Source organism: Campylobacter aviculae (assembly GCF_005406215.1).
GTDB lineage: Bacteria > Campylobacterota > Campylobacteria > Campylobacterales > Campylobacteraceae > Campylobacter_D > Campylobacter_D aviculae.
The window spans coordinates 72,760-99,169 of the sequence record NZ_NXMA01000004.1 but is presented as its reverse complement, the minus strand read 5'-3'; the positions used below and the strand labels follow the sequence as shown (position 1 = coordinate 99,169).

Sequence of the window (26,410 nt, the reverse complement as noted above, 5' to 3'; positions counted from 1 at the left end):
AAAAAAAGATTTATTAACAAAAATTATAATATAATACTTCATAGATTTTTAATTCTTGTAATCCAAATTACAAAGAATTTCCGAATTTTTATGGATTTATAAAATAATTTTTAAGGTTAAAAAATGATTTTATTTAGAAAAAATATTCTTTTAATTGTAAGTATTATGTTTTTATTTTCTGCTTGTGATAAAAAAGAAACCCCTAAAATGCAAATGCCGCCACAGCCTGTCAGTGTTATGTATGCTAAGGCTGAAAATTTACCACTTGCTTTTACTTATCCGGCAAAACTTGTTAGTGATTATGATGTTATTATTAAACCACAAGTTAGCGGGGTTATCAAAGATAAACTTTTTCGGGCTGGAGACTTAGTTAAAGAAGGACAAACTCTTTTTATAATAGAACAAGACAAATTTAAAGCAAATGTAGATTCAGCTTATGGAAAAGCCTTAATGGCTAGAGCAAATTTTGAAAATGCTAGCAAAGACTATAACCGATCGAAAATTCTTTTCAGTAAAGGCGCTGTTTCAAAAAAAGAATATGACAATACTTTAGCTACTTTTAACAATGCAAAGGCAAATCTTGCTAGTGCTAGGGCTGATTTGCAAAATATGAAAATCGATCTAGAACATACAGAAATTAAGGCTCCCTTTGATGGAGTTGTAGGTGATGCTTTAATTAATATAGGCGATTATGTCAATGCTTCTTCAACAGATCTTGTAAGGGTTACAAATTTAAATCAAATTTATGCAGAATTTTATATTTCAGATACTGATAAACTTGATATAATCCGTAATACTCAAGATGGTAGATGGAATTTGGACAATATCCACGCGACTTTAAATCTTAATGGTCAAAAATTTCAAGGAAAACTCTATTTTATTGATTCAGTTATTGATTCAGATAGTGGAACAGTTAAAGCTAAAGCTGTTTTTGATAATAATAGCTCTATGCTTCTACCAGGATCTTTTGCTACAATCACTTCTGAAGGTTTTGTTCAAAAAAATGGTTTTAAAATTCCACAAAGTGCTATAAAACAAGACCAAAATGAAGTTTATGTTTATACAATAGCTAATGGCAAGGTCGCAAAAACTCCAATACACATTAATTATCAGACCAATGAATATGCCATAATTGATTCTGGGCTTAAAGAAAATGATAAAATCATTTTAGATAATTTCAAAAAAATTCATATTGGCTCTAGCGTTCAGGAAATTGGGAGTAAATAATGTTTTCTAAATTCTTTATAGAAAGACCGATATTCGCCTCTGTTGTTGCCATTATTATTTCAATTTCTGGAGCTATTGGTTTATTAAATTTACCTATAGAACAATATCCTTCTTTAACCCCTCCTACCGTGCAAGTAAGTGCTACCTATACAGGAGCAGATGCACAAACTATTGCATCAACCGTTGCTACACCTATTGAAGATGCGATCAATGGTGTAGATGATATGATTTATATGGACTCTACTAGTTCCTCAGGACAAATGAAACTGACAGTTTATTTTGATATAGGAACTGATCCTGATCAAGCAACAGTAAATGTAAATAATAGAATTTCAGCCGCTACTGCAAAACTTCCAGAAGCGGTAAAAAAACTCGGAGTTACTGTCAGAAAATCCTCCTCTTCAATACTTGAAGTAGTTTCAATCTATTCTGAAGACAATTCAATGAGTGATATAGATATCTTTAATTATACTACTTTAAATATTTTAGATGAATTAAAAAGAATTCCAGGTGTTGGAGATGCTTCTGCAATAGGTGGAAAAAATTATTCAATGAGAATTTGGCTTAAGCCCGATTTACTTAATAAATTTGGTGTTACAGCAAGTGATGTTATCAATGCTGTAAATGAGCAAAATGCTCAATACGCAACAGGAAAAATTGGGGAAGAGCCTGTAACTCAAAAATCTCCACAAGTGCTTTCTATTACTATGGAAGGAAGGTTAAAAAGCCCTCAAGAATTTGAAAATATTATTCTAAGAGTTAATAAAGACGGATCTTTTTTAAGAATTAAAGACATAGCTAATGTAGAAATAGGTTCTCAAGAATACCGATCAACAGGACGTTTAGGGACAAAAACAGCTGTTCCGATCATCATTAATTTACAATCTGGTGCCAATGCAGTCAATACAGCAAGGTTGGTTAGTGAAAAACTAGAAGAACTTTCTAAAAATTTTCCTCAAGGTTTAAAATATGATGTTCCTTTTGATACAACAATCTTTGTCAAAGCTTCCATTAAAGAAGTTATTAAAACTTTCGTTGAAGCATTAATTTTAGTCCTTATTGTTATGTATCTTTTCTTGAAAAATTTCAAATCAACCATTATACCAATGATCGCAGTTCCTGTTTCTTTATTAGGAACTTTCGCAATACTTTATTTGTTTGGTTTTAGCATTAACCTTTTGACACTTTTTGCACTTGTGTTGGCTATTGGTATAGTTGTTGATGATGCAATTATAGTTGTTGAAAATATTGATAGGATTATGCACACAAATCCTGATATTTCAGTTAAAAATGCTGCAATTCAAGCAATGGAAGAGGTAAGCTCTCCAGTTATTTCTATTGTTCTTGTTCTTTGTGCTGTATTCATACCTGTTTCTTTTATTTCCGGATTTGTGGGAGAAATTCAAAGGCAATTTGCTTTGACCTTAGCAATTTCTGTAGCTATTTCAGGATTTGTCGCACTTACCTTAACTCCTTCTTTGTCCGCGCTTTTTTTAACGAGAAACGAGTCCAAACCTTTTTATTTTGTCCAAAAATTCAATGACTTTTTTGACTGGAGCACTTCGGTGTTTAGTGCGGGTGTAGCTTATATGCTAAAAAGAGCTGTACGTTTTGTACTAATTTTTTGTATTTTACTTGGTGCGATTTTTTATCTTTACAAAATAGTCCCAAGTTCTCTTGTTCCTTCTGAAGATCAGGGTGTTATTATGAGTGTTATCAATCTACCTTCTGGAGATTCTATACACAAAACCATTGAAGAAATTGACAATATGAATAAAAACATAGCACGAATCAAAGAAATCGAATCAGGTGTTTCGCTTATAGGATATGATCTTTTTACAGGTTCTTTAAAAGAAAATGCAGCAGCAATGTTTTTAAAACTTAAAGATTGGCACGAAAGAGATTTAAGTTCTAATCAAATCATCGGAAGTTTATTTGGGCAATATGCTATGGATAGAAATGCACAAAGTTATTTTCTAAATCCTCCTCCAATTCCTGGACTTAGCTTAACAGGTGGTTTTGAAATGTACGCTCAAAATAAGAGTGGTAAAAGTTATGATGAAATCCAACAAGATGTTAACAAATTATTAGAAGTAGCAAGAACTAGAAAAGAACTCTCTAATGTAAGAACTACTCTTGATACGAGTTTTCCACAATATAAGCTTATTATCGATCGAGATAAAATGAAATATTTCAATCTTAATATGCAAGATGTATTTAATACTATCAGTGCCACAATAGGAACTTATTATGTTAATGATTTCCCTATGTTGGGAAAAAATTTCCAAGTTAATATTCGTGCTTTAGGAGATTTTAGAAATACTCAAGATGCATTAAGAAATATCTTTGTAAAATCAAATGACGGAAAAATGATACCTCTTAATTCTTTTTTAACTTTAATTAGAAGTGCTGGGCCTGATGATGTTAAAAGATTTAATCTCTTTCCAGCTGCTCTTATACAAGGAGATCCTGCGTCAGGTTATACTTCAGGACAAGCCATTGATGCAATTTCTGAAGTAGCCAAAGAAACTTTAGGAGATGAATATTCTATTGCTTGGTCAGGTTCAGCCTATCAAGAAGTTAGCTCTAAAGGAACTGCAGGATATGCCTTTGCTTTAGGAATGGTTTTTGTGTTTTTAATTCTAGCAGCGCAATATGAAAGATGGCTCATTCCGTTTGCTGTTGTTACCGCTGTTCCTTTTGCAGTATTTGGATCTTTTCTTTTAGTTGCTATTAGAGGATTTGACAATGATATATATTTTCAAACGGGACTCTTGTTACTCGTTGGTCTATCGGCAAAAAACGCTATTTTGATTGTGGAATTTGCCATGGAAGAGCATCTTAAAAAAGGAAAAAATGTTTTTGATGCAGCCATAAGTGCAGCAAAATTAAGATTTAGACCTATTGTTATGACTTCATTAGCATTTACTTTTGGTGTATTACCGATGATATTTGCTGGTGGAGCTGGAAGTGCTTCGCGTCATGCTTTGGGAACAGGTCTTATAGGAGGGATGATTGCTGCTTCTACCTTAGCTATATTTTTTGTTCCATTATTTTTCTATCTTTTAGAAAATTTAAGCATTTGGATTGATAAAAAAAGAGGTAAAATACATGAATAAAATAACTTTAGCAAATACAGTTAGCCTGACTTTTTTAATTTCAGCCTGCTCTTTAAGTCCAAATTTAAATATTCCAGAAGCAAATTATACTTTAAACAATCAGTTTGGCACTCTATCTTGGGAAAAAGAAAACAATTCTTCTATTTCTAAAGAATGGTGGAAAAATTTTGATGATCAAAATTTAAATAAAATTGTTCATCTTGCTTTAAAAAATAATAGTGATTTAAAGATCGCTTATATACACATGGAACAAGCTGCAGCTCAACTTGGAATTGACTTTAGCGATCTACTTCCAAAGCTAGATGGCAGTGCAAGTGCTTTAAGAACTAAAACTTCAGTTAATGCACCAACAAATAAAAGTGGTCAATTTAGCTATGGTAATGATTTTAAAGCAGGTTTAAATTTAAGTTACGAAATTGACCTTTGGGGAAAATATCGCGATGCTTATTTTGCTTCAGATTCAGGATTTAAAGCAAGCCAATATGATTATGAAACGGCAAGACTTTCTGTGATATCCAATACAATCCAAACTTATTTTAATCTCGCTAATGCTTATGAAAACGAAAATTCATTCAAGCAGGCCTATGAGGCAGCAAAAGAAATCTACAATATTAATAATGAAAAATTTCAAGTAGGTGCGGTAGGCGAATATGAATTAGCTCAAGCTAAAGCAAATTTAGAAAGTATTGCTTTACAATATAATGAATCGAAACTGAATAAAGAAAATTACCTAAAGGCTTTAAAAATTTTAACCTCAAATGATTTAAACGATATACTTTATAAAGAACAAGAATATCAAGCTTTTAAGATCAAAGAATTTGAAATCCCAACTGGAATCTCAAGTGCAATTTTATTACAACGTCCAGATATCAGTTCGTCTTTAGAAAAACTAACTCAACAAAACTATCTTATAGGTGTTGCACGTTCAGCTTTCTTGCCTAGTCTTTCTTTAACTGGACTTTTAGGTTTTGAAAGTGCTGATTTAGATACTTTAGTTAAAAATGGTTCTAAGACTTGGAATATAGGTGGTAATTTTTTAATGCCGATTTTTCATTGGGGAGAAATAAATGAAAATGTCAATTTAGCTAAATTAAATAAAGATGAAGCCTTTGTTAACTATGAAAATACTCTAAAAACAGCCTTTGGAGAAATTCGTTATGCTTTAATTGCTAGGAAAAATACACGCCTGCAATACGATAACGCGCAAGCAAGCGAACAATCCTATCGAAAAATTTATGAAATTGCGCAAGAACGATATAATATAGGTGAAATGTCCTTGCAAGATTATCTAGAAGCACGTAAAAACTGGCTCAATGCTAAAATCAGCTTTAATAATACAAAATACGCTTATGCTAATTCTATTGTAGATGTTATAAAAGCTTTTGGCGGAGGTTTTGAACAAAATATGATTTCAGATCAACAAATAGAAGAAGATTCCAAACTTTTAGATAAGTCTTTTAAGGAATAATTTTTAGTTTAATTTAAAAATTTTAAACTAAAAATCTTTTTCTAAATCTGAATTTGTGATCTCGTAAGCTTTATAAATCGCCGGCAATATTTTCCTTATAGCATAATCATAATGATAAAATTGTTTATAAATTTCTTCAGCATTTAAATCTTTTGAATTTTTAAAATCAAATACTTCAGTATTATTAATTTTTTCAATATTTTTGTCAAAAAAAGAATAAAATTCCGATCTTTTTTTAAATAAAATATTTAAATTTTTAACCACCTCTGATTTTTCCATAACAAGCATCCTTAAAAATATTTTTAATCAAAAAATTAAAAAATTTACCATTAATTTAGTAAAAATTTGATAAATTATGAGTTTTATATTTTACTATGTTAGGTTATTGAATGAATTTGTTTCAAAATTTGGCTTTAAAATATTCTCATATAATGATGGAAAAATCTTTAAAAAAAGGTTTTAATGTCGAGCTTTTACAGATACCAAAAGACAAAATTCCAAAGAATGATAAAACCTATATGCTTTATGCTCATATACCTTTTTGTCATACCTTTTGTCCTTATTGCAGTTTTCATAAATATTACTACGATGAAAATTTAGCAAAAACTTATTTTGAAAACCTAAGAAAAGAAATTCTTTTAATCAAAGAAAAAGGCTTTAATTTTACTTCTATGTATGTAGGTGGCGGAACAACCCTCATTCACGAAGAAGAACTTCTAAAAACTTTGGAACTTTGCAAAAAACTTTTTGATATAAAAGAAATTTCTTGTGAAACAGATCCAAATCACATTGAACCTGAAAAACTTTCTATGTTTAAAGGCATTATAGATCGTTTAAGTTGTGGAATACAAAGTTTTAATGATGATATTTTAAAAAAAGTAGCAAGATATAATAAATTTGGTTCTTCTGAAATGCTTCAAGAAAAAATTTCTAAAGCTCTAAATATTTTACCTATTTTCAGTATCGATTTAATATTTAACCTCCCAAGTCAAACTACAGAGCAACTTTTAAATGATTTAAAAATAGCAAAAAACTTAAGCCCTCAACAAATCACAACTTATCCTTTAATGAAATCAGGATTAACTAAAGATAATATAGCTAAAAGTTTAGGAGTAAGCAATAAAGATAATGAATTTGAATTCTACAAAATTATACGAGAATTTTTCAAAGATTATCAACAAAATAATGGTTGGAGTTTTTCTTTAGAAAAAAATACATTTAATGACGAATACGTCAGTTCTCATCATGAATATTTAGGCGTTGGAAGTGGAGCATTTAGTTTTTTAGATGGAGAACTTCTAATCAATGCTTTTGATTTAAATGATTATGCAAGACTTATAAAAGAAAAACAAAATGCCAATATTGCTAAAGCAAGTTTTGATAAAAAAGAAATTATAAAGTACGTCTTTTTGACTGAAATTTTTGCAGGTAAAATCGATATTGATCGCTTCAATAAAACAATTAATTGCGATCTTGAAAAAGATCTTTTTACTGAACTTTTAGGTCTTAAAATGAGCGGAGCTATCAAAAAAGAAGGTAATTTTTTAACCACAAGTGAATTTGGGCAATATCTTTTTGTTGTTTTAATGAAAGATTTCTACACAGGAATGGATCTTGTTCGCGCAGTCTTTAGGGATAGTAAGCGTATTAAAAATAAAAACTTTATTGATATTATGAAAGAAGATGTTAATCCGCTTGATCCAAGTAGTATGGAAATCAAAGCGAATTAAAAAAATTAAAATGGACGAACAACTATCATTAAAGCAATGATAATAAACATAATTGTCGGAAATTCATTATAAATTCTAAAATATCTTCCACTTTTTGTACAGATATCTTTAGATAAAGCCCTTAGACAAAAATAATTATGTATGTGAAAAAGAATCAAAAGTGTTACACAAGTAAGCTTTACATGCATATAAGCTGATCCCACCATTAAAATCTCTTTATGGGCATGCAACATTAAACTCCCTGTGATTAGAGTGACTATCATTGCAGGATTTTGTATGGCAAAATAAAGCTTTCTTTCTTGAATTTTTACCACTTCTACAAAACCTTTATTTTCTTTATGTTCTGCGTGATAAACAAAAAGTCTTGGCAAATAAAAAAGCCCTGCCATCCAAGAAACAAATGCTAAGTAATGCACCCATTTGATCCAAAAATAATACTCATTGATCCATTCAGTCATTTTTTCTCCTTTTTTTTATCAAAATTTCTTGTATTAAAATTAATGCGACACTAATATTTATCATAACATCGGCTACGTTAAAAATAGCAAAATTAAACCATTTGTGCCAAAAAAACATATCCACAACCCCTCCATGTATGAAGCGATCAAATAGGTTAGAACATCCAGCTCCTAACATCATACCAAAAGCTATAAGATGATCTTTTAAAAAATTTCTTTGCCATAAAAGATAGACAGAAAGTATTAATATAAACGCTAAATGAAAATATTTTAAATAATGTTCTAAAAAACTAAACATTGAAAAAGCAATACCTGTATTTAAAGCAAAAGTAAAATCAATATATTCACTTTGCCATCTAAAACCTTGCAAGGTTAAAATTTTAACCCATTGATCAAAAGCAAATACAAAAATAAAACAAACAATAAAAATCGATATAGCTTTTAAATTTTTAACCATTTAAGGCTTTCTTAAAAAAACTTGTAACATTTTTCATTTCTTTTTCTAAAAGTTTGCGATCTTTGGCTTCTAATAAAAGTCTGATTAAATTTTCAGTTCCAGAATAACGAAACAAATAATTAACATTTTTATTTTCCAGATCTTTTTTTAATTCTTTAAGTCCTTTTATTTTCTCTAAATCCTTTTTTTCTGAAATCTTTAAATTGGTTAAAAGCTGTGGATAGGGTTTGATTTGATTTAAAATCATACTTGCGTTTTTCTTCTTTGAAAGCATTAAAGCACTAAATTGAAGTGCGGCTATAAGCCCATCTCCTGTTTTAGCATAATCATTAAAAATAATATGTCCACTTTGCTCTCCTCCAAAATTACCACCGATTGTTTTTAGTTTTTCAAGAACGTATTTATCTCCAACATTACAAGTTTCAAGTGAAATTTTATGTTTATGTAAAAATTCTTTTAAAGCTCCATTACTCATAATAGTCGCCACAACACTTGATTGTAATTTACCCTGTTCTTTAAGATAAAGTGCTAAAACACCCAATAAACTATCACCGTTAGCTACCTCACCTTTTTCATCAACAACGACTAAACGATCAGCATCTCCATCAAAAGCAAAACCGACATCTGCGCGAAATTTCACTACTTCAGCTGCCAAATTTGAAGGATGTAAGGCTCCGCAATTTTCATTGATATTGAGTCCATTTGGTTTATCGTTGATAACGATAACTTCCGCCCCTAGTTCTTTAAATACAGTCGGAGCTACCTTATAAGAAGCCCCATGTGCCACATCCAAAACAACACGTAATGATTTTAAAGTCAGATCTTTTGGAAAAGAATTTTTGATCGAAACAATGTAACGACCTATAACATCATCTATTCTTTTAGCTTGCCCGATTTTATCCATACTGACTTTAGAATCTTGTATAAGCTTGTCATCAAAATAAATTTCTTCAATTTTTTTTTCTATATCTTCGTTAAGTTTGTTCCCGTGCGCATCAAAAAATTTAATACCGTTATCATAATAAGGATTATGAGAAGCTGAGATCATTATACCAGCATCACAACGCATATCCTCTGTTAAAAAAGCAATAGCAGGTGTTGGCATAGGTCCTATTTGAATTACATTATAGCCTATAGATGTTAAACCCGAAACAATAGCATTTTCTATCATATAGCCACTTCTTCTAGTATCTTTACCTACTAAAATATTATTTGTAACACTTTTATCTTTAAAATAAATTCCAGCAGCCATGGCCAAACGCATTGCTAAAAAGCTATCTAAAAATTCTCCAGCTCTTGCTCTTACACCATCAGTCCCAAAAAGTTTCATTTAAACCTTTCTTAATAAAATTTAGCATCACAGTAGAAATTATAACAAAGCTAAGATAAAAAAATTTAAACAAAAATTGAATCCTTTTTATTTTTATTTGGCATTAAAAAATAAATCGTATTTTTAATCTATATATTTGTATTTTTTTTCTATAATATTTCAAGTCAAATAATATTAACATTACAAAAGGTTTAAAATTGATAGAAAATTTAATTATTTATGCTACAGCCTATCTTTTAGGTTCTATTCCCTTTGGCTTAATCCTAGCAAAAACATTTGCAAAAGTGAATATTCAAAATCAAGGATCAAAAAGCATAGGTGCAACCAACGTCTTAAGGGTGGTAAAACAAAGTAATCCTGTATTAGCAAAAAAACTTGCTATTATAACTATAGTTTTAGATTTTATGAAAGCCGCACTGCCTCTACTAATATTAAAATTTTTAAATTATGATTTAAATTTACTTTGGAGTGTTGCTGTTTTGGCTGTATTTGGACATTGCTACTCAATTTATTTATTTTTTGAAGGTGGAAAAGGTGTGGCTACTGGTGCTGGTGCTATGATGGTTCTTTTACCCTTGGAAGTAATGACAGCTTTTATTATTTGGATTATTGTAGGAAAAATTTTTAAAATTTCCTCTTTAGCATCATTATTGGCTTTATTGACTTTTATTATTAGTTCTTTCATTTTTAATTACAATATGGAAGTAATAAATACTCATGCTCCTATATTTATCATAGCTTTCATTATATTATATAAACATATTCCAAATATCAAACGACTAATCTTTAAAGAAGAATGCAAAGTTATATAAATATAAAAATACATTTTAAATGTATTATTGGGGTTTTAAATTTCGAACGTAAAAAAAAGCAAAAGGTTTGCGTTAAATTTAAAGCAAAGGCTGATGATTTTTTAGATTATGCTAAAGTTTCTAAAAAAATAAAAAAATATTACAAGAAAAAAAAATTCTTTACTATAGAAGAATCTTTAGACTTTATCTGTGCTAAATTGCATACTAAATTTCCACAAATTTACTATATAAAAATTGCAACTTTTAAACCCAAAATAATAAAAAATGCTAAAGTTGGAGTAAAATTAAAAAAAAGATATTAATTTTTTTTTAAAGATATCTAAACATTTACTTAAACTATGCTATAATTCTTTAAAATTTTCTTACTAAGAAGGATAAAACAATGAGAATTTTAGTTATAGAGGATGAGATTAGTCTTAATAAATCTATTATTGATAATCTTAACGAATTTGGTTATCAAACAGATTCATCAGAAAATTTTAAAGATGGTGAGTATTTTATTGGTATTAGACACTATGATTTAGTATTAGCAAGCTGGAATTTATCGGATGGCGATGGTGTAGAACTTATTAATATTGTAAAACAGAAATCTCCTAGAACTTCAATAGTTATCATGTCTTCAAAAACGGATAAAGATACAGAAATCAAAGCTCTTAAAGCAGGCGCAGATGATTTTATCAAAAAACCTTTAGATTTTGATATCTTATTAGCAAGGATTGAAACAAGGTTGAGACTTGGTGGAACAAATGTTATCAAAATTGAAGATTTGGTTATTGATCCTGATGAAGAAAAAATTACTTATAAAGATCAAGATATAGAACTAAAAGGAAAACCTTTTGAAGTTTTAACGCATTTAGCTAGACACTCGGATCAAATAGTTTCTAAAGAACAACTTTTAGACGCCATTTGGGAAGAACCTGAACTTGTAACTCCAAATGTTATTGAAGTAGCCATCAATCAAATTCGTCAAAAAATGGATAAACCTTTAAATATTTCTACAATAGAAACAGTTCGTCGCAGAGGATATCGCTTTTGCTTTCCTAAAAAATCTTAACTAATTTTGCACCAAAAGTGCAAAATTTGTCTTTTATTTCATTATATTTAATTTTTTATATTGTATTTAAGTTTGATTATTGTATAAACTAAAAAAATATTTTATAGTTTATGAAAGGTTATAATGGCTCTTTTAATTACAAAAGATTGTGTATGTTGTGATGCCTGCAGAGAAGAGTGCCCAGATGAAGCTATTTACGAATATAATCCTATTTATGTTATTGATGCGGATCTTTGTTCTGAGTGTGTAAATGACTTTTCAGAACCCGCTTGTATAGTAGCCTGTCCCTATGAATGTATTATTCCAGATCCTGATAATATCGAGAGTATAGAAGAACTAAAATTAAAAAACCGTCGCAATAAAGATTTATAATGGCTAAGAAAACTGCTGTTGTTGATTTAGGCTCAAATTCTATTAGAATGGTAATTTTCGAAAAAACTTCCAGATATGGTTTTTACACAACCTGTGAATACAAACGTAAAGTAAGATTGGGCGAAAATTCCTACAATAATGGTAAGATTCTCCAAGAAGAAGCTATGCAAAAAGCAGAGGATGCTTTAAAATTTTTTAAAGAATGCTCATTAAAACATAAATGTAAAAAAATGTTTATTATAGGAACTTCAGCTTTAAGAGATGCTCCAAATTCGAAAGAATTTATAAAAAGAATTAAAAAAAAATTAAACTTAAATATTCGTTGTATTGATGGAAAAGAAGAAAGTTATTTAGGCGGTTTGGCTGCTTTAAATCTTTTAAGCCCATTTAAGAATGCTACTACTCTTGATATAGGAGGGGGATCAAGTGAGCTTTGCTTAATTAAAAACAATAAAATCGTTTCTTGTATTTCCTTGGATATAGGAACAGTCAGATTAAAAGAATTATTTTATGATAAAGGAAAAACAGACTCTTTGGATGAATTTATTGATCCAATTTTAAATCAAATCCCAAATGAATTTTGCAACCATAATCTTATTGCAATAGGTGGAAGTCTCAGAGCTATTTCAAATTCTATCATGCAAAAAAATTCTTATCCTTTAAGAAATTTACATGATTTTCATTATGATCTAGATGAAGAAAAAGAACATATTGAAAAAATTCTTAAAGCAAAAGCAGACTCTTTAGCGAATTTTGGCATCAAAAAAGATCGTTTCGATACCATAAAAAAAGGAATTTTTATATTTTTAAAAATCGCCCAAAAATTAAAAACCAAACACATTATCACAAGTGGAGTAGGCATTAGAGAAGGGGTATATTTAAAAGATTTATTACGTCCAAATAGTAAATTTCCCATTAATTTCAATCCTAGTTTAAAATCGCTACAAGATAGATTTTTAAAAAAAGACAGAAATAATTACACTACAAAATTTGCAATACAAATATTTAATTCTTTGAAAGATATTCATAAAATTCACGAAAATTATAAACAAAACTTATTAGTTGCAGCAAAACTATGTCATATAGGAGAATATTTAAATTTCTATTTTTCTAACGAACATTCCGCACATTTTGTTTTAGAGGGATTGAACTACGGATTTTCACACAAAGAGAAAGTCTTAATCGCAAATATTATCAAACTCAATGGAAAAAAAGTCAATCCTTATAATTTAGAGCCTTATAAACAACTTTTGCCGAATACTCATATTATTTCTTGGTTAAATTTTATATTAAATTTGGCTAAAATCTTAAATAGTATAAACGAAAATAATATTAATTTTATATTTTCTGATAATACTCTTTATATCTTTAATGATAGCAAAATACTAAATTTACCTAAGGAAGAAATTAAAAAAATCACTAAACCAACATCATTGAGTTTGGTGATAAATCAAAAACCTTAAGAATTTTTATTTTTCTGACGTTGTTCTATAATATTTTGAATACGCTTTTTATTTTCCTCAAAAAAAGAATCAAAATTTTTCTCTTTTTTATCATCTGTAACACTGATTTTATAATCTCGATCTGTTAATTCTGTAGTTTCTAAAATAATATTAGAATTACCTACTATCACAATATATCGTTTATTTGCATACTCAAAAACCATAAATTGATTGTTTTTATCCAAAAATCTCTGAAATACCATGTGAAAATCTCTGGACATTCCATTTTTTTGAAAAAATATAGTTCGCTTTAACCACCAAAGTACTATAAGTAAAATAATTAAAACAAGCATCACTAAAATATAATTTGTATAATCGTATTTAGATGAGCTTGTATTTTTTAATAAAAAATCAGAATCTTCCTTTTCTTTTGTTAAAGTAGAAACATTTAAATTTAGAGTATTTTCTTGATTGTACTCCAAAACTCTAATTCTAACTCCAAAATTATCATTAATGGAACTTACATTAACACTTACATCTTGTTTATTTTTTAGCATAACATAGGTATTACTATTTTTAGAGCTAATACTAATCTTATCAACAAGTCGAGAATTTAATTTTTTTAATTCGTCTTTATTGAATACTAGATCGTTGAAAGTTAAAAGTATAAGATTTTTATTCTTTGTTTGAGAAACTTTTCCATTATAAGCATTGTCAAAAGAAAACATAACATCTACTCTATCATTTCTATCGTAAATATTATAATCAATCAGTTTAACCGCAAATAATGGTAAAACTGCAATCATAGACAATAAAAAAAATTTCATTAAATTTCTTTTTTAAAATATTGAAGCACAGTTTTAGAATCTAAAATTTCATTGATTCTTATTGCTAAATTTTTTTCATAAACCATAACTTCACCTTTGCCAAATATGCGTTTATTAATGTAAAGTTCCACACTTTCTCCAGCAGGCTTTTCAAGATCAATCACAGAACCCACTTCTAATCTTAAAAGATCAGAAACACTCATATTTGTAGTTCCAAGCTCACTTACAAAATCTACACTAATATCTAAGATATCTTCATAAGACTGCAAAAGTCCATGATATTCTCCGAGTCCTATATCGTTATTGCTCATTATTTACAATATCCTATTCTAAAATAATTTTTTTCAAAACAATAAGTTAGAGATTCATCTAACACTATAGTTGAAAAATCCGCCTTACCTAAGTATTCTGGAATACTAAGTTTATATTCGTCATCACCACCTTTGGTATCATTAAGTAGTTTTTTTGCATATCCTATAATTTGATTAGCACACTCTTTAGTAAGATCACAACAATCATCCTCTTGAAAATTTTCATCACCGATGAAAATTTTAGAAATTAATTTTAAAAATTCTTCTGAAAAAAATAAGTAAAAATTATACTCTAGACCACTTTTTTCTACCACAGAAATACTTGAACCATAAAATTCACCTTCTATATCCTGAGCCGCGTTTATATGAATTTGTAAAATATGTTCACAAAAATGGATAACGGAATATTCGAGAGTTTTTAACATACCCCCCCCTATAAAACAAAAATTATAAAATATATTTTAAATCACAGAAACTCAATTATCAAAAAATAAAAACTTAATTCTTTTCAATATAATAGTTCAAAACTAATATATCTAAATTCTTCTTATGGAGTACTTAATTTATATAATCAAAAATAACCTAAATTTTCTCCGATGCAATACAAATAGTTTATAAAATGTATTATTGATAAGAACAAATTCTAAAAAATTTTATTAAAATCAATAACTAATATTTTCCAATACCTTTATTTTTATAATTTCTAATCTTAAATAATTTTATAAATTTTTTAAGAGTATTAAAAAATTATTCAAAATCTAAGATAATGCTTAGCTTAATAAGATAAAATTGTTTTGACTTAAAATTAATAACCATATAGGAAAAAATATGAATTTTTCAGATCTGCCTTATTTATTAATAGGCATATTCTCAGGCATCACTTCAGGACTTTTTGGCATAGGTGGAGGTATGGTTATAGTTCCTTCAATGCTTGTTTTAAATGAAAGCTCTCATCACGCAATTGGAATTTCAATCTTGCAAATGGTTTTTGCTGCAGTTTTTGGATCTTATATCAATTATCGGAAAAAAAATTTAAATATTAAAGATGGTATATTCATAGGACTTGGTGGACTTTTAGGGGCGAGTTTTAGTGGGATATTTTTAAAATTTCTAAGCGATATTAGTCTTACGGCAATATTCTTATGTGTTAGTTGCATTTTTTTTATCAAATATGCCTTTGGTATTAAAGAAAACGCTGTTAAAAGTCAAAGAAGTGCTTTACAAAAAAATATCATTTTATTTATAGCTGGAGCCTTTACTGGAATTTTCGCAATCTCTTTAGGTATAGGTGGAGGACTTTTAATTGCTCCAATTTTAGCGTATTTTTTAGGATATGATAGCAAGAAAGTAGTTTCTTTGTCTTTATTTTTTGTCATTTTTGCTTCTATTTCTGGAGTTTTGTCTCTATCTACTTCAGGAATTATTGATCATGTGGTGATTCATAAAGGTATTATTGTTGGTATTGCCTCTATGATTGGAGTATTTATTGGTATAAAAATCATTGAAAAAATGCAAATTTCTTCTCATAGAAAAATTTTGCTTTGCATTTATGTTTTATCCATACTTGGAACAACGCACTCCTTGCTTAAAAAACTTGCAATTATAAGCTTTTAGTCAAAATTATGTTAAAATTTTAATTTATTTAAGTATAAATTTTAGGAAAAGTATATGAATGATAAAATTAAAATTATAGGTGCTAAAGAAAATAATCTAAAAAATATTAATCTTGAAATTCCAAAAAACAAACTTATAGTTTTTACAGGACTTAGCGGTAGTGGAAAATCAACCCTCGCTTTTGGAACACTTTACGCCGAAGGACAACGCCGCTACATAGAAAGTTTAAGTGCTTATGCAAGACAATTTTTAGATAAGGTAGGCAAACCCGATGTAGATAAAATAGAAGGCTTAACTCCAGCCATTGCCATCGATCAAAAAACCACTTCCAAAAATCCTCGCTCTACTGTCGGAACTATTACTGAAATTTATGATTATTTAAGACTTTTATACGCAAGAATAGGAATTCAGCATTGTCATCAATGCGGTCAAGAAATTTCATCTATGAGTGCTAATGATATAGTCAATGAAATTTTAAAATTTCCAAAAGGAGCAAAGATTATTATTTATGCACCTTTGGTAAGGGAAAAAAAGGGAACTTATGCTGATTTATTTGAAAATCTACGCAATAAAGGTTATGTTAGAGCACAAATTGATGGAGTTTTAGTTAGACTTGATGAAGAAATAGAACTCGCAAAAACAAAAAAACATACAATAAAATTAGTCATTGATCGCCTTGAAATTAGCGAAGATTTACTCTCGCGACTTGCAAGTGATATAGAAAAAGGTTTAGAAGAAAGCTTTGGGGAGATTGAAATTGAAGTTTTAAATCACGAGGAAGTAGGCATCAATAAACACTATCACTATAGTGAGCATTCAGCTTGTTTTAATTGTAAAATTTCTTTTGTTCCTCTAGAACCCTTAAGCTTTTCATTTAATTCTCCAAAAGGCGCTTGTCAATCTTGCGATGGATTAGGAATTCGCTACACCCTAGATATGAAAAAAATTATTGATGAAAATTTAAACATAGAAAATGGTGCTATAAAAATCATGTATGGCTTTAACAAAAGTTATTATTATAAATTTTTAATCGCTTTTTGCGAACAAAATGAAATTTCTATCAAAAAACCTTTTTTAGAACTTAGTGAAGAAGAAAAACGTCTTGTATTGTATGGCAATGCAAAAACTATAGAGTTTTTTTGGAAAAGAAATCGCTTAAAAAGAACTTTTGAAGGCGTTGTTAAAATGGCTTATGAGATGCTAAAAGATGAAAAAGATTTGGGTGAATATATGAGTGAAAAAATCTGTAAAGATTGTCAAGGACATCGCTTAAATCCTGAAAGTTTAGCTGTGCGTGTTGCAAAAAAAGATTTGGGTGAAATTTTAGATATGAGCATAGAAGATAGCACAGCTTTTTTTTCCAATGAAAAAAATTTCTCCTATTTAAGCAAACAACAAAAACTTATTGCTAAACCTATTTTAAAAGAAATCAATGAAAGACTTTTCTTTTTATATGATGTAGGACTTGGCTATCTCTCTTTAGGACGCGATGCAAGAACTATTAGCGGAGGAGAGGCACAAAGAATTCGCATTGCTTCTCAAATTGGAAGTGGATTAAGTGGGGTTATGTATGTCTTAGATGAGCCAAGTATCGGGCTTCACGAAAGAGATACAGCAAAACTCATTAAAACTTTAAGAAATTTGCAACAAAAAGGCAATACCTTAATCATAGTAGAACATGATAAAATGACTATAGAGGAAGCAGATTTTATAGTGGATATTGGCCCAAAGGCAGGAAAATTTGGAGGAGAAGTCGTATTTTGTGGAACTTATAAAGAGCTTTTAAAAAGCAAAAGTGAAACCGCACTTTACATGAATGGCAAAAAACAAATTTTACAACTTCAAAACCGAAAACAAAAAGAATGGCTAGATCTTAAAAATGTTAATATCAACAATATCAAAAATCTAAGCGTTAAATTTCCTTTACAAAATTTAGTTGCCATTACCGGCGTTTCAGGATCAGGAAAAAGTTCTCTTATACTTCAAACCCTTTTACCTTTTGCTCAAGAAGAATTAAACCGTGCCAAAAAAGTTAAAAAACTTGGTGGTGTAGAAATCGAAGGACTTGATAAATTAGACAAGGTTATTTATCTTGATCAAAGTCCTATAGGAAGAACTCCGCGTTCTAATCCTGCTACCTATACTGGTGCTATGGATGAAATAAGAAATCTTTTTGCGGCTACCAAAGAAGCAAAAATGCGAGGCTATAAAGCGGGGCGTTTCTCTTTTAATGTTAAAGGGGGGCGTTGTGAAAAATGTAGCGGCGATGGAGAAATTAAAATAGAAATGCATTTTTTACCTGATGTTATGGTGGTTTGCGATACTTGCCATGGAAAACGTTACAGTGACGCTACTTTAGAAATCAAATATAAAGGCAAAAATATAAGCGAAGTATTAAATATGAGTGTTTTAGAGGCAAATGAATTTTTTACTTCAGTGCCAAAAATTCGCCAAAAATTAGAAACTTTAGTTAAAGTGGGACTTGATTATCTTACTTTAGGACAAAATGCTACAACTTTAAGTGGTGGAGAAGCTCAAAGAATTAAACTAGCTAAAGAATTAAGTAGAAGTGATACTGGAAAAACACTTTATATCCTTGATGAACCTACTACTGGACTTCATTTTGAGGATGTTAATAAACTTATTTCTGTATTACAGCATTTAGTTGATCTTAAAAATTCTGTTTTTGTTATAGAACATAATTTAGATGTCATTAAAAATGCTGATTATATTATCGATATGGGCCCAGAAGGCGGGATAAAAGGCGGAAAAATAATCAGCACAGGAAGTGTAGAAAAAGTAGCTAAAGATCATAAAAAAACAGGATCTTATACTGGATATTATCTAGATTTAGAACTTAAAAATACTAAAAAATTAAAATGACACAAGCACAAAAAATAGTATTTTTTAAGATTAAAAAACTAAGTTGTTATATATTTTTTTGCGCTTTATTTAATTTTATTTATGTGTTTTCTTATGAAGGAGTGCAAAGTTTAACTGAAGTTTCTAGCGAATTTCTTTATATCAGTGGTATGTTTATATGGCTTTTTTCTTGTCTTTATATAACTTTTGCTTTTATTTTTATGGTAATAAAAATACATTTTTTATTTTCTTCTAATAAAATTTTAATTTATTTTTTATTCGCTATTATAAGCTTGATCGCATCTTTTTTTCTTCTAGAAAATAAATTTTTATTTTTGACAATTTTGACTTTATTTTTTATTTTTTACTTTTTATTTTCACTCTCTCTTGCTTTGCTTTTTAAAGAAGTAAAAATGTCCTTTTTCTTTGCGTTTTTGTGTATGGTTTTATCATTTCTATTTTTTTATCAACAAAGTTTTTTATTTCTTTTTCTTGCTTTGCATTTTCTTAGTTTTGCTTATGCCTTTGAAAGGTATAAAATTTTAAAAAAACTATAAATCAAAATTTATTTTTACAAGGAAAGAAGTATCAAATTTATAAGGTTTGAAATTCAAAAAAATGATTTCAAAAGTGCTAAAAATCTACTTTATTTTCTTTGTTTTTATTAAATTATCTTGCCATTAAAATTTAACGGCAAGATAAAAAACCTATAAAGGATTTTTATAGGTTTTAATAATATCTTTATGATCATTTGTACGATCTAAAATATAAATGATATCATTTTTTATAGCCATAGATTTAGGATTTTCAAGCCCATTTATTGTATATGCATCTATAATTTTAGCATTTTTATAATCAATCACAAGCATGGTACTATAACGCAAACTTAAAGCCAACATTTTATCTCCAACTATATCAGTTGCAACAATATAATAATCATTAATATTTCTATCTTTTTTAAGTTTTAAATTTTTATCCACACTTAAAACAGACTCTCCGCTTAAAAGATAATCTTTTGTACTTGCATAAGATAATATAAGTTTAGGACTAAATTGATTTGGAACCGTGATAAGATATAAAAAATCACCATCATTAGCATAGGAATGAATGTAATTTTGTTTAGCTCTTATGGTTAAAATATATTTTCTTGAAGGCTCATACCACCCTTCCTTGTGAGAAAAAAATGCTGGCATAATTGATCCACTAGTTTGTTTAAATGCTTGCCATTCAAGCATAGGATCAATTTTTATATCTTTAGAAACCTTTTGAGTTCCACTAAAAGTTTTATTAAAAGCTCCTATAATCAATTTATCGCCAACAAAAGTTGCATCAACTATATACTTCATATCATTACCATTGGTTTTATCAAATAAAACAAAACCGCTTGATTTATTAAAATCTTTAGTATAAGCTACAGCCATTTCATTGGTTATTAAAGCGAACTCATCACTATTTTTATTATAAGCTATAGCATTAATTGATTTAAATCGACTTAATTCTGGAATAGTAATTTCATAACCGCGATTAAGAGATACAATGCTCTTATTGATTTCAAAGGCACCTTTAGAACTATCTCTTTCAAAAATTAAATTTTTTGGTTCATTTAAATCTTTGATAAATACACTTTCTGGAACATTTTTACCTAAAAGATTAAATTTAGCCAATCTACTCCAAACTTCAGTTGTCCAAGTTTTTGTCATAATAGACATATCAAAAGTCAAACGATCAGGATTTGACTTTCCAGTAAATGGAGGAATTCCATTAACGATTAAAGCTTGAAAAGCATTTGAGCAAACCACTATAAAAGAAAGCGTAAATACAATTTTTGAATATAGACTTAAAGGTTTTGGTTCTATTTTTTCATTTGCCAAATCTTGCATCATAGAACTTTTTTTACGTATAAAAAGAAGAGCTAAACTCATTACTACTACAACGCACCAATAAACAACAACAGCCCAAGTATAAGTATGAGCCCCTACAAGTTTATCTCCAAGCCCTATGCCCACATCTCTTTGCCACCAGCTAGCAGTATGGCGAATTCCCATATAAATTCCATAAGATGCAAATAAAAAAACACAAACTATATATTTTACCTGTGGCCCATAGCGCAAAATAAGCATTCCTAAAACACCTATAATCACCATTCCTATACGCTCAAACCAGCAAAGAGTACATGGTGATTCATTGTGAAAATATCCCAAATATATATTAGCAAATCCAACCGGTACAGCAAGTATAAGCAATACTGCAGTTGTCATAAATAGATAAAAATATTGATCATTTTTATTTAAATAAGTATTCATTATAGCACTCCTTACCAATTACCGCTTGGGATAACAGAATCGAAACTAGCCACTAAATACATAAAATAATTTAAACATGCGCCCACAAGAAAAATACTAAAAATTAATTTTTCTTTTTCGGGTTTTATTAATATTAATAATATAGAAACTGCCAATAAAACAAGTATGGTAAATTCCATATTAGCTCCTTTTTTAAAATTATAAAAGCGAAATTATATAAAAACCAAAATTAAATAAAAATTATAAATTTATTAATATAAAAAATTTTAATTTTCATAAAAAATAAAAATTTAAATAATTTAAATTATAATACTCATTATATTTGAGTTAGGTTTAAAAAATGTTTGATTTTTTATACAGTGATATAAGCTATTTAGGGCTTTTTTTAGTATGCTTTCTCTCAAGCACTCTTTTGCCTTTAGCAAGCGAAGCTTTTGTCTTAGGTTTTATAAAACTCAATTTCAATCCAACACTTGTGCTGATAATAGCTACTATAGGCAATACTCTAGGAAGCTTAAGTACCTATGGTTTAGCTTTTTTGGGTAAAAAAAATATTTTGGAAAAATATTTTAAAAAATCTTTAAAAAAACTTGAAAAATGGGATACAAATTTTTTTAAATTTGGTGCCTTTTTTGCTTTTTTTACTTTTTTACCTTTGGTTGGTGATATTTTTGCACTTGGATTAGGTTTTGCCAAATATCCTTTCTTAAAAAGCGCCTTTTTTATTTTACTTGGAAAATTTAGCCGTTATTTTTTTATCATTTTTTTATCAAGTTATTTTTAAAATCATAAGTTTTTAATATAAAAATTGACATAATATAAAAAATTTTAATCCAAAAAATTAAGAGAAAGATTTTGAAAACTTTAACGATTATAGATACTTTTGGCTTTTTTTTCAGACTTTTTTATGCTTTAAAAGGTTTTAAAAATTCCCAAGGACAAGCTAGTGGAATGATTAGTGGCTTTGCTAATTTTATTTATAGTTTAAAAAATGAATATCAAAGTGATTATATTATCTTTGCGCTAGATTCTAAAGGGAAAACTTTTAGAAGCGATATTGATCCAAATTATAAACAAAATAGAACTCCTCCGCCTCCCGAATTATTAGAACAAATTCCAGTTTGCATAGAAATGATAGAAAAAATGGGGTTTATGAATATTTCTTGTGAAGGATATGAAGCTGATGATATCATCGCTTCTGTAGTGAAAACTTTTAAAAATGAAGATATTTTTATCCGTATTATCACTCAAGATAAGGATCTTTATCAACTTATAAAAAATGGAAAAACAAGCATTTATAGTCCTATTTCAAAAAATGAGTATAACGAAGAAGCTTGTTTGGAAAAATATGGTGTTAAGCCTTGTCAAATTAGAGATTTTTTAGCACTTTGTGGCGATACTTCAGATAATATTCCAGGAGTTAAGGGTATAGGAGCTAAAGGAGCTAAAAAACTACTTGATGAATTTGAAAATATTGAGAGTATATATGAAAATCTAACCTTGATCCGCAATGAAAGAACTCGTTCTTTGCTTTTAGAAGGAAAAGAGAATGCTTTTTTGAGTAAAAAACTCACTTCTTTATATGAAGATTTAAAATTTGAAAATTTACTTGAAAAAGCTGTATTTCCTGAAGGTGAACCTCTTTTGAATGTGCTTGAAATTCTAAAACATTATGAGCTTAATTCCTTGCTGAAAAAATTACATAACAATTCTGAAAGCTACGATAAAAAATTAGATTTTAAAGCCAATTTAATTTTAGATGAAAATAAACTTTTTGAAATTTTAAATTCACTTGATCAAGAAAGTATTATAGCGTTTGATACAGAAACCACGGGACTTGATACCAAAGAAGCTAAAATTGTGGGATTTAGCTTTTGTGTTAGCGAAAATGAAGCTTTTTATGTGCCTTTAACACATAGCTATTTAGGAGTAAAAGAGCAAATTTCATTTTCAAGTGCCAAAAAAGCAATAGAATTAATTTTTAGACATTTTGTGATAGGACACAATCTAAAATACGATTTTCAAATCATTCAAAATAATTTTACTTTAAATCCTCCAAAAAATTATGCAGATACTATGATTTTAGCTTGGCTCTTTAATCCCTCATTAAAAGTTAATATGGATGATTTAGCTTTGAGGCTTTTTAACTATGAGACTTTACATTTTGAAAATCTCGTAAAAAAAGGTGAAAATTTTGCAAATGTAGAACTTGAAAAAGCTTGTCAATACGCAGCTGAAGATGCTTACATTACCTTAAAATTTTATCTTTATTTTTTAAAAAATCTTGATCCTAATTTATTAGAAATTGCCAAAAATCATGAATTTAATTTCATAAAAATCATTATGATGATGGAAGAAAACGGAATTAAACTTGATACACAAGCACTTGAAAATTTAATGAAAAAATTTGAAAGCGAAATCAAAAACTTAAGTGAAGAAATTTACACACTATGCGAAGACAGATTCAATCTTAATTCACCAAAGCAAGTTGGCGATATACTATTTGAAAAATTAAAACTCCCTAGTGGCAAAAAAACTAAAACGGGTTATTCTACAGATGAAAAAGTTTTAAATGAAATCATTGATCAACATCCAGTTGTAGCTAAAATTCTAGATTATAGAGAGCTTGCAAAACTTTATTCTACCTATTGCGAACCTTTGATAAAACTAGCTTTAAAAGATAAAAATTCACGTATTTATTCAAATTTTTTACAAACTGGAACCGCCACAGGACGTCTTTCTTCAAAAGATCCAAATTTGCAAAATATCCCAGCTCATGGACAATATGCCAAAGATTATAAATCATGTTTTATCACTCAAGATGGTTTTAGTTTTATTAGCCTTGATTATTCTCAAATAGAGCTTAGAATGCTCGCGCATTTTAGCGAAGATGAAAAACTCTTAAATGCTTTTGAAAACAATGAAGACATTCATGCTAAAACAGCTTTAATGATTTTTGGTGAAAACAACTATCAAACAAGAAGTGTAGCAAAAAGCATTAATTTTGGCCTTATTTATGGAATGGGCTATAAAACTTTAAGCAAAAATTTAAAAATTGAAACCAATCTTGCAAAATCTTATATAGAAAAATATTTTGAAAATTTTACTAGTATTAAAAATTATTTTGAAAAAGTCAAAAAAGAGGCAAAACAAAATGGTTTTATCTCAACCCTAATAGGACGCAAACGTTATTTTGATTTTGAAAATGCAACACCTATGCAGCTAGCAATGTATGAGAGAGAAAGTATTAATTCCATCTTGCAAGGATCTGCTGCAGATGTTATAAAGCTTGCAATGATGGAAATCTCTAAGGATTTAAATGAGGATAAAAAACTCATTTTGCAAATTCATGATGAACTAATTTTTGAAGTTAAAGATAATTTATGTGAAAATTTTGTCAAAAAAACTAGTGATATTATGGAAAATATAGTAAAATTAAAGGTAAAATTACAAATAAATTCGAGTATCGCCAAAAAATGGGGTGATTTGAAATAAATAAAGGAGAATTAAATGGATCTTTCAACCATACTAGGGATGGTTCTTGCAATTACTAGTATTTCCGTTGGGGATATAATAGAAGGAGGAAATCCTCTGCACGTTATCCACCTTTCTTCATTTCTCATCGTTATGCCAACAGCGGCATGTTGCGCAATGACCGGAACGCATAAGAAGATTGTGAAAGCGGCTTACAAAGAATTAAAAGTTGTTTTTAAAGGCTCTGGTGTAAATTTGCCAGCAAGAATAGCTGAGCTTGTTGAATTTGCAATCATAGCTCGTAGAGATGGACTCTTGGCACTTGAATCAAAAACTAATGAAATAGAAAATGAATTCTTGAAAAATGCTATGATGATGCTAGTTGATGGAAAAAGTTTTGAAGAAATTCATGAAAGTATGGAGATTCAAACAGAGCAATTAGAAGAACATTATAAAGAATGTGCGGAATATTGGATAGTCTTTGGAGAAACTTGCCCTACTATGGGACTAGTTGGTGCGGTTTTTGGTCTTATTTTAGCTCTTAAGCTTTTGGATAATCCTCAAGCAATGGCAGCAGGTATTTCGGGTGCATTTACAGCTACAGTTACAGGAATCTTTGGAGCTTATGCTTTATATGCTCCTTGGGGTAGAAAAATGAAAGCTAATGGTATGGATTTAGTTAAGGAACAAATTGTCATTACAGAAGCCATTAAAGGGATAGCAGAAGGAGCTAATCCTAGAGATTTAGAAGCCAAACTCTTTAATTTCTTAAGTCATGATGATCCTAGAATTTCACAATTTGATAAAGGTTAAAAATGGCTAAAAAAGTAAAATGTCCAGAGTGCCCAGCTGGTGAGAAATGGGCTGTTCCTTATGCAGACTTTTTATCCTTGCTTTTGGCACTTTTTATTGCACTTTGGGCGATTTCAAAAACTAATCCTGCTAAAGTAGAAGCCTTAAAAACTGAATTTGTGAAAATTTTTGAATATACCGCAACTCAAACGGTACAGCAACAAACTCAAGATACTCATAAATTTAAAGGTTCACAAGAAGAAAAAGACGATGAATTAAATAAACTCAAACAAATGTCTATGAGCCAACAAGAAATTATCAAAAAACTTCAAGCTGCACTTGATCAATCTGAAAATCAAGAAATACTCAATTTGCCATCAAAAGTTGAATTTGAAAGAGGTAGCTCTGAAATAAAATCAGCTGACGTGCAGGATTATTTAAAACGTATTGCTCAACTCATTTCATACTTACCACCTCAAATAGAAATTGAAATCAGAGGCTATACCGATAATAGCGAATCTGCATTGGGAAGTTATAAACTAGGTTATACTAGAGCAGAAAGTGTCTTAAAATATCTCGTAGAAGGTGGAGTTAATACCAAAAATATTACCTTAAAAAGCTATGGGCTTAATAATCCTATTGATGGAAATCCACAAGCTTTAGAAAATAATCGAGCTCAAATTTATTTTAAAGTGGATATTAAAGATAGCAGTGCAAAACAATCCGTACTTAATCTTATTGAAAAAAGCAAATAATTT

General features: G+C 28.9%; 24 protein-coding genes and 2 pseudogenes. 16 read left to right on the top strand and 10 right to left on the bottom strand.

All coding sequences use genetic code 11. From position 1 onward, the window contains the following. The first annotated feature begins 123 nt into the window (after positions 1-123). From CQA76_RS03045 to CQA76_RS03035, 3 genes are read left to right on the top strand one after another with little or no spacing between them, the layout of a single operon-like run. Positions 124-1,227, top strand: a complete 1,104-nt coding sequence (locus CQA76_RS03045) for an efflux RND transporter periplasmic adaptor subunit (protein WP_137621980.1) — start codon at positions 124-126, stop codon at positions 1,225-1,227. Next, positions 1,227-4,346: an efflux RND transporter permease subunit gene (locus tag CQA76_RS03040; RefSeq protein ID WP_137621979.1), complete on the top strand. Its 3,120-nt coding sequence runs from the start codon at positions 1,227-1,229 to the stop codon at positions 4,344-4,346. Before CQA76_RS03045 ends, CQA76_RS03040 begins: the two co-directional genes overlap by 1 nt. After that, a complete protein-coding gene (locus CQA76_RS03035; RefSeq protein ID WP_137621978.1) occupies positions 4,339-5,814 on the top strand; it encodes an efflux transporter outer membrane subunit in 1,476 nt (491 codons plus the stop codon). The genes CQA76_RS03040 and CQA76_RS03035 overlap by 8 nt, the downstream gene beginning before the upstream one ends. 27 nt (positions 5,815-5,841) lie before the next feature. Here the strand turns inward: CQA76_RS03035 and cmeU are convergent, their stop codons facing one another. Next, positions 5,842-6,093, bottom strand: coding sequence for a CmeU family protein (gene cmeU, locus CQA76_RS03030; protein WP_137621977.1), 252 nt, complete (start codon positions 6,091-6,093; stop codon positions 5,842-5,844). Between the two features lie 110 nt (positions 6,094-6,203). Here cmeU and CQA76_RS03025 point away from each other — a divergent pair, with 110 nt between their 5' ends. Further along, positions 6,204-7,544, top strand: coding sequence for a coproporphyrinogen III oxidase family protein (locus tag CQA76_RS03025; RefSeq protein ID WP_137621976.1), 1,341 nt, complete (start codon positions 6,204-6,206; stop codon positions 7,542-7,544). 5 nt (positions 7,545-7,549) lie between these two features. Here the strand turns inward: CQA76_RS03025 and hemJ are convergent, their stop codons facing one another. The 3 genes from hemJ to glmM are packed head-to-tail and all read right to left on the bottom strand — an operon-like array spanning position 7,550 to position 9,789. Continuing rightward, positions 7,550-8,002 carry a protoporphyrinogen oxidase HemJ gene (gene hemJ / locus CQA76_RS03020; RefSeq protein ID WP_137621975.1) on the bottom strand — a complete coding sequence of 151 codons (453 nt, stop codon included), beginning with the start codon at positions 8,000-8,002 and terminating at the stop codon, positions 7,550-7,552. Then, on the bottom strand, positions 7,995-8,459 hold the full coding sequence (gene lspA / locus CQA76_RS03015; RefSeq protein WP_137621974.1) for a signal peptidase II: 465 nt from the start codon (positions 8,457-8,459) through the stop codon (positions 7,995-7,997). Before lspA ends, hemJ begins: the two co-directional genes overlap by 8 nt. Further along, positions 8,452-9,789, bottom strand: a complete 1,338-nt coding sequence (gene glmM / locus CQA76_RS03010; RefSeq protein WP_137621973.1) for a phosphoglucosamine mutase — start codon at positions 9,787-9,789, stop codon at positions 8,452-8,454. The genes lspA and glmM overlap by 8 nt, the downstream gene beginning before the upstream one ends. 200 nt (positions 9,790-9,989) lie before the next feature. Between glmM and plsY the strand changes: the two genes are divergently transcribed. The 5 genes from plsY (at position 9,990) to CQA76_RS02985 (ending at position 13,490) form a co-directional block, all read left to right on the top strand. After that, positions 9,990-10,601: a glycerol-3-phosphate 1-O-acyltransferase PlsY gene (gene plsY / locus CQA76_RS03005; protein WP_137622049.1), complete on the top strand. Its 612-nt coding sequence runs from the start codon at positions 9,990-9,992 to the stop codon at positions 10,599-10,601. Next, positions 10,586-10,903 carry a dihydroneopterin aldolase gene (locus CQA76_RS03000; RefSeq protein ID WP_137621972.1) on the top strand — a complete coding sequence of 106 codons (318 nt, stop codon included), beginning with the start codon at positions 10,586-10,588 and terminating at the stop codon, positions 10,901-10,903. Before plsY ends, CQA76_RS03000 begins: the two co-directional genes overlap by 16 nt. Positions 10,904-10,983: 80 nt before the next feature. Beyond that, a complete protein-coding gene (gene hsrA, locus CQA76_RS02995; protein ID WP_137621971.1) occupies positions 10,984-11,655 on the top strand; it encodes a homeostatic response regulator transcription factor HsrA in 672 nt (223 codons plus the stop codon). A 123-nt stretch (positions 11,656-11,778) separates the two neighbouring features. Further along, positions 11,779-12,027, top strand: coding sequence for a YfhL family 4Fe-4S dicluster ferredoxin (locus CQA76_RS02990; RefSeq protein WP_137621970.1), 249 nt, complete (start codon positions 11,779-11,781; stop codon positions 12,025-12,027). Beyond that, positions 12,027-13,490, top strand: a complete 1,464-nt coding sequence (locus tag CQA76_RS02985; RefSeq protein ID WP_137621969.1) for a Ppx/GppA phosphatase family protein — start codon at positions 12,027-12,029, stop codon at positions 13,488-13,490. Before CQA76_RS02990 ends, CQA76_RS02985 begins: the two co-directional genes overlap by 1 nt. Here the strand turns inward: CQA76_RS02985 and CQA76_RS09395 are convergent. The 4 genes and pseudogenes from CQA76_RS09395 to CQA76_RS02970 all read right to left on the bottom strand — a co-directional run. Further along, positions 13,487-13,870, bottom strand: a pseudogene (locus CQA76_RS09395) (hypothetical protein); the annotation flags it as partial. The gene CQA76_RS02985 and the pseudogene CQA76_RS09395 sit on opposite strands and share 4 nt — an antisense overlap. A 74-nt stretch (positions 13,871-13,944) precedes the next feature. Beyond that, positions 13,945-14,296: pseudogene (locus tag CQA76_RS09390) on the bottom strand (hypothetical protein); the annotation flags it as partial. After that, positions 14,296-14,607 (bottom strand): flagellar motor switch protein FliN, encoded by a 312-nt coding sequence (gene fliN / locus CQA76_RS02975; protein ID WP_137621967.1) that lies wholly within the window; start codon positions 14,605-14,607, stop codon positions 14,296-14,298. The gene fliN and the pseudogene CQA76_RS09390, both read right to left, overlap by 1 nt. Beyond that, entirely contained in the window at positions 14,607-15,032 is a 426-nt protein-coding gene (locus CQA76_RS02970; protein WP_137621966.1) for a chemotaxis protein CheX, read from the bottom strand. Before CQA76_RS02970 ends, fliN begins: the two co-directional genes overlap by 1 nt. A gap of 403 nt (positions 15,033-15,435) precedes the next feature. Here CQA76_RS02970 and CQA76_RS02965 point away from each other — a divergent pair, with 403 nt between their 5' ends. Genes CQA76_RS02965 through CQA76_RS02955 form a run of 3 tightly spaced genes read left to right on the top strand, consistent with a single transcriptional unit; the run spans position 15,436 to position 19,640 of the window. Further along, positions 15,436-16,221, top strand: coding sequence for a sulfite exporter TauE/SafE family protein (locus tag CQA76_RS02965; protein WP_137621965.1), 786 nt, complete (start codon positions 15,436-15,438; stop codon positions 16,219-16,221). A 54-nt stretch (positions 16,222-16,275) separates the two neighbouring features. Further along, complete coding sequence (gene uvrA, locus CQA76_RS02960; protein ID WP_137621964.1) at positions 16,276-19,104, top strand: excinuclease ABC subunit UvrA; 2,829 nt, start codon at positions 16,276-16,278, stop codon at positions 19,102-19,104. After that, a complete protein-coding gene (locus CQA76_RS02955; protein ID WP_137621963.1) occupies positions 19,101-19,640 on the top strand; it encodes an oligosaccharide repeat unit polymerase in 540 nt (179 codons plus the stop codon). The genes uvrA and CQA76_RS02955 overlap by 4 nt, the downstream gene beginning before the upstream one ends. A gap of 150 nt (positions 19,641-19,790) precedes the next feature. Here the strand turns inward: CQA76_RS02955 and CQA76_RS02950 are convergent, their stop codons facing one another. Further along, positions 19,791-21,386, bottom strand: a complete 1,596-nt coding sequence (locus CQA76_RS02950) for a disulfide bond formation protein B (RefSeq protein ID WP_137621962.1) — start codon at positions 21,384-21,386, stop codon at positions 19,791-19,793. Between the two features lie 11 nt (positions 21,387-21,397). Further along, complete coding sequence (locus CQA76_RS08980; protein WP_170999702.1) at positions 21,398-21,565, bottom strand: hypothetical protein; 168 nt, start codon at positions 21,563-21,565, stop codon at positions 21,398-21,400. Positions 21,566-21,726: 161 nt separating this feature from the next. On the opposite strand from CQA76_RS08980, the gene CQA76_RS02945 reads away from it, so the two are divergent. From CQA76_RS02945 to motB, 4 genes are all read left to right on the top strand, one after another. After that, positions 21,727-22,170 carry a YqaA family protein gene (locus tag CQA76_RS02945; protein WP_137621961.1) on the top strand — a complete coding sequence of 148 codons (444 nt, stop codon included), beginning with the start codon at positions 21,727-21,729 and terminating at the stop codon, positions 22,168-22,170. 71 nt (positions 22,171-22,241) lie between these two features. Beyond that, positions 22,242-24,881 (top strand): DNA polymerase I, encoded by a 2,640-nt coding sequence (polA, locus tag CQA76_RS02940; RefSeq protein WP_137621960.1) that lies wholly within the window; start codon positions 22,242-22,244, stop codon positions 24,879-24,881. 15 nt (positions 24,882-24,896) lie between these two features. Continuing rightward, entirely contained in the window at positions 24,897-25,673 is a 777-nt protein-coding gene (gene motA, locus CQA76_RS02935) for a flagellar motor stator protein MotA (RefSeq protein WP_137621959.1), read from the top strand. Positions 25,674-25,675: 2 nt separating this feature from the next. Continuing rightward, a complete protein-coding gene (gene motB / locus CQA76_RS02930) occupies positions 25,676-26,407 on the top strand; it encodes a flagellar motor protein MotB (protein WP_137621958.1) in 732 nt (243 codons plus the stop codon). The last annotated feature ends 3 nt before the right edge of the window (positions 26,408-26,410 follow it).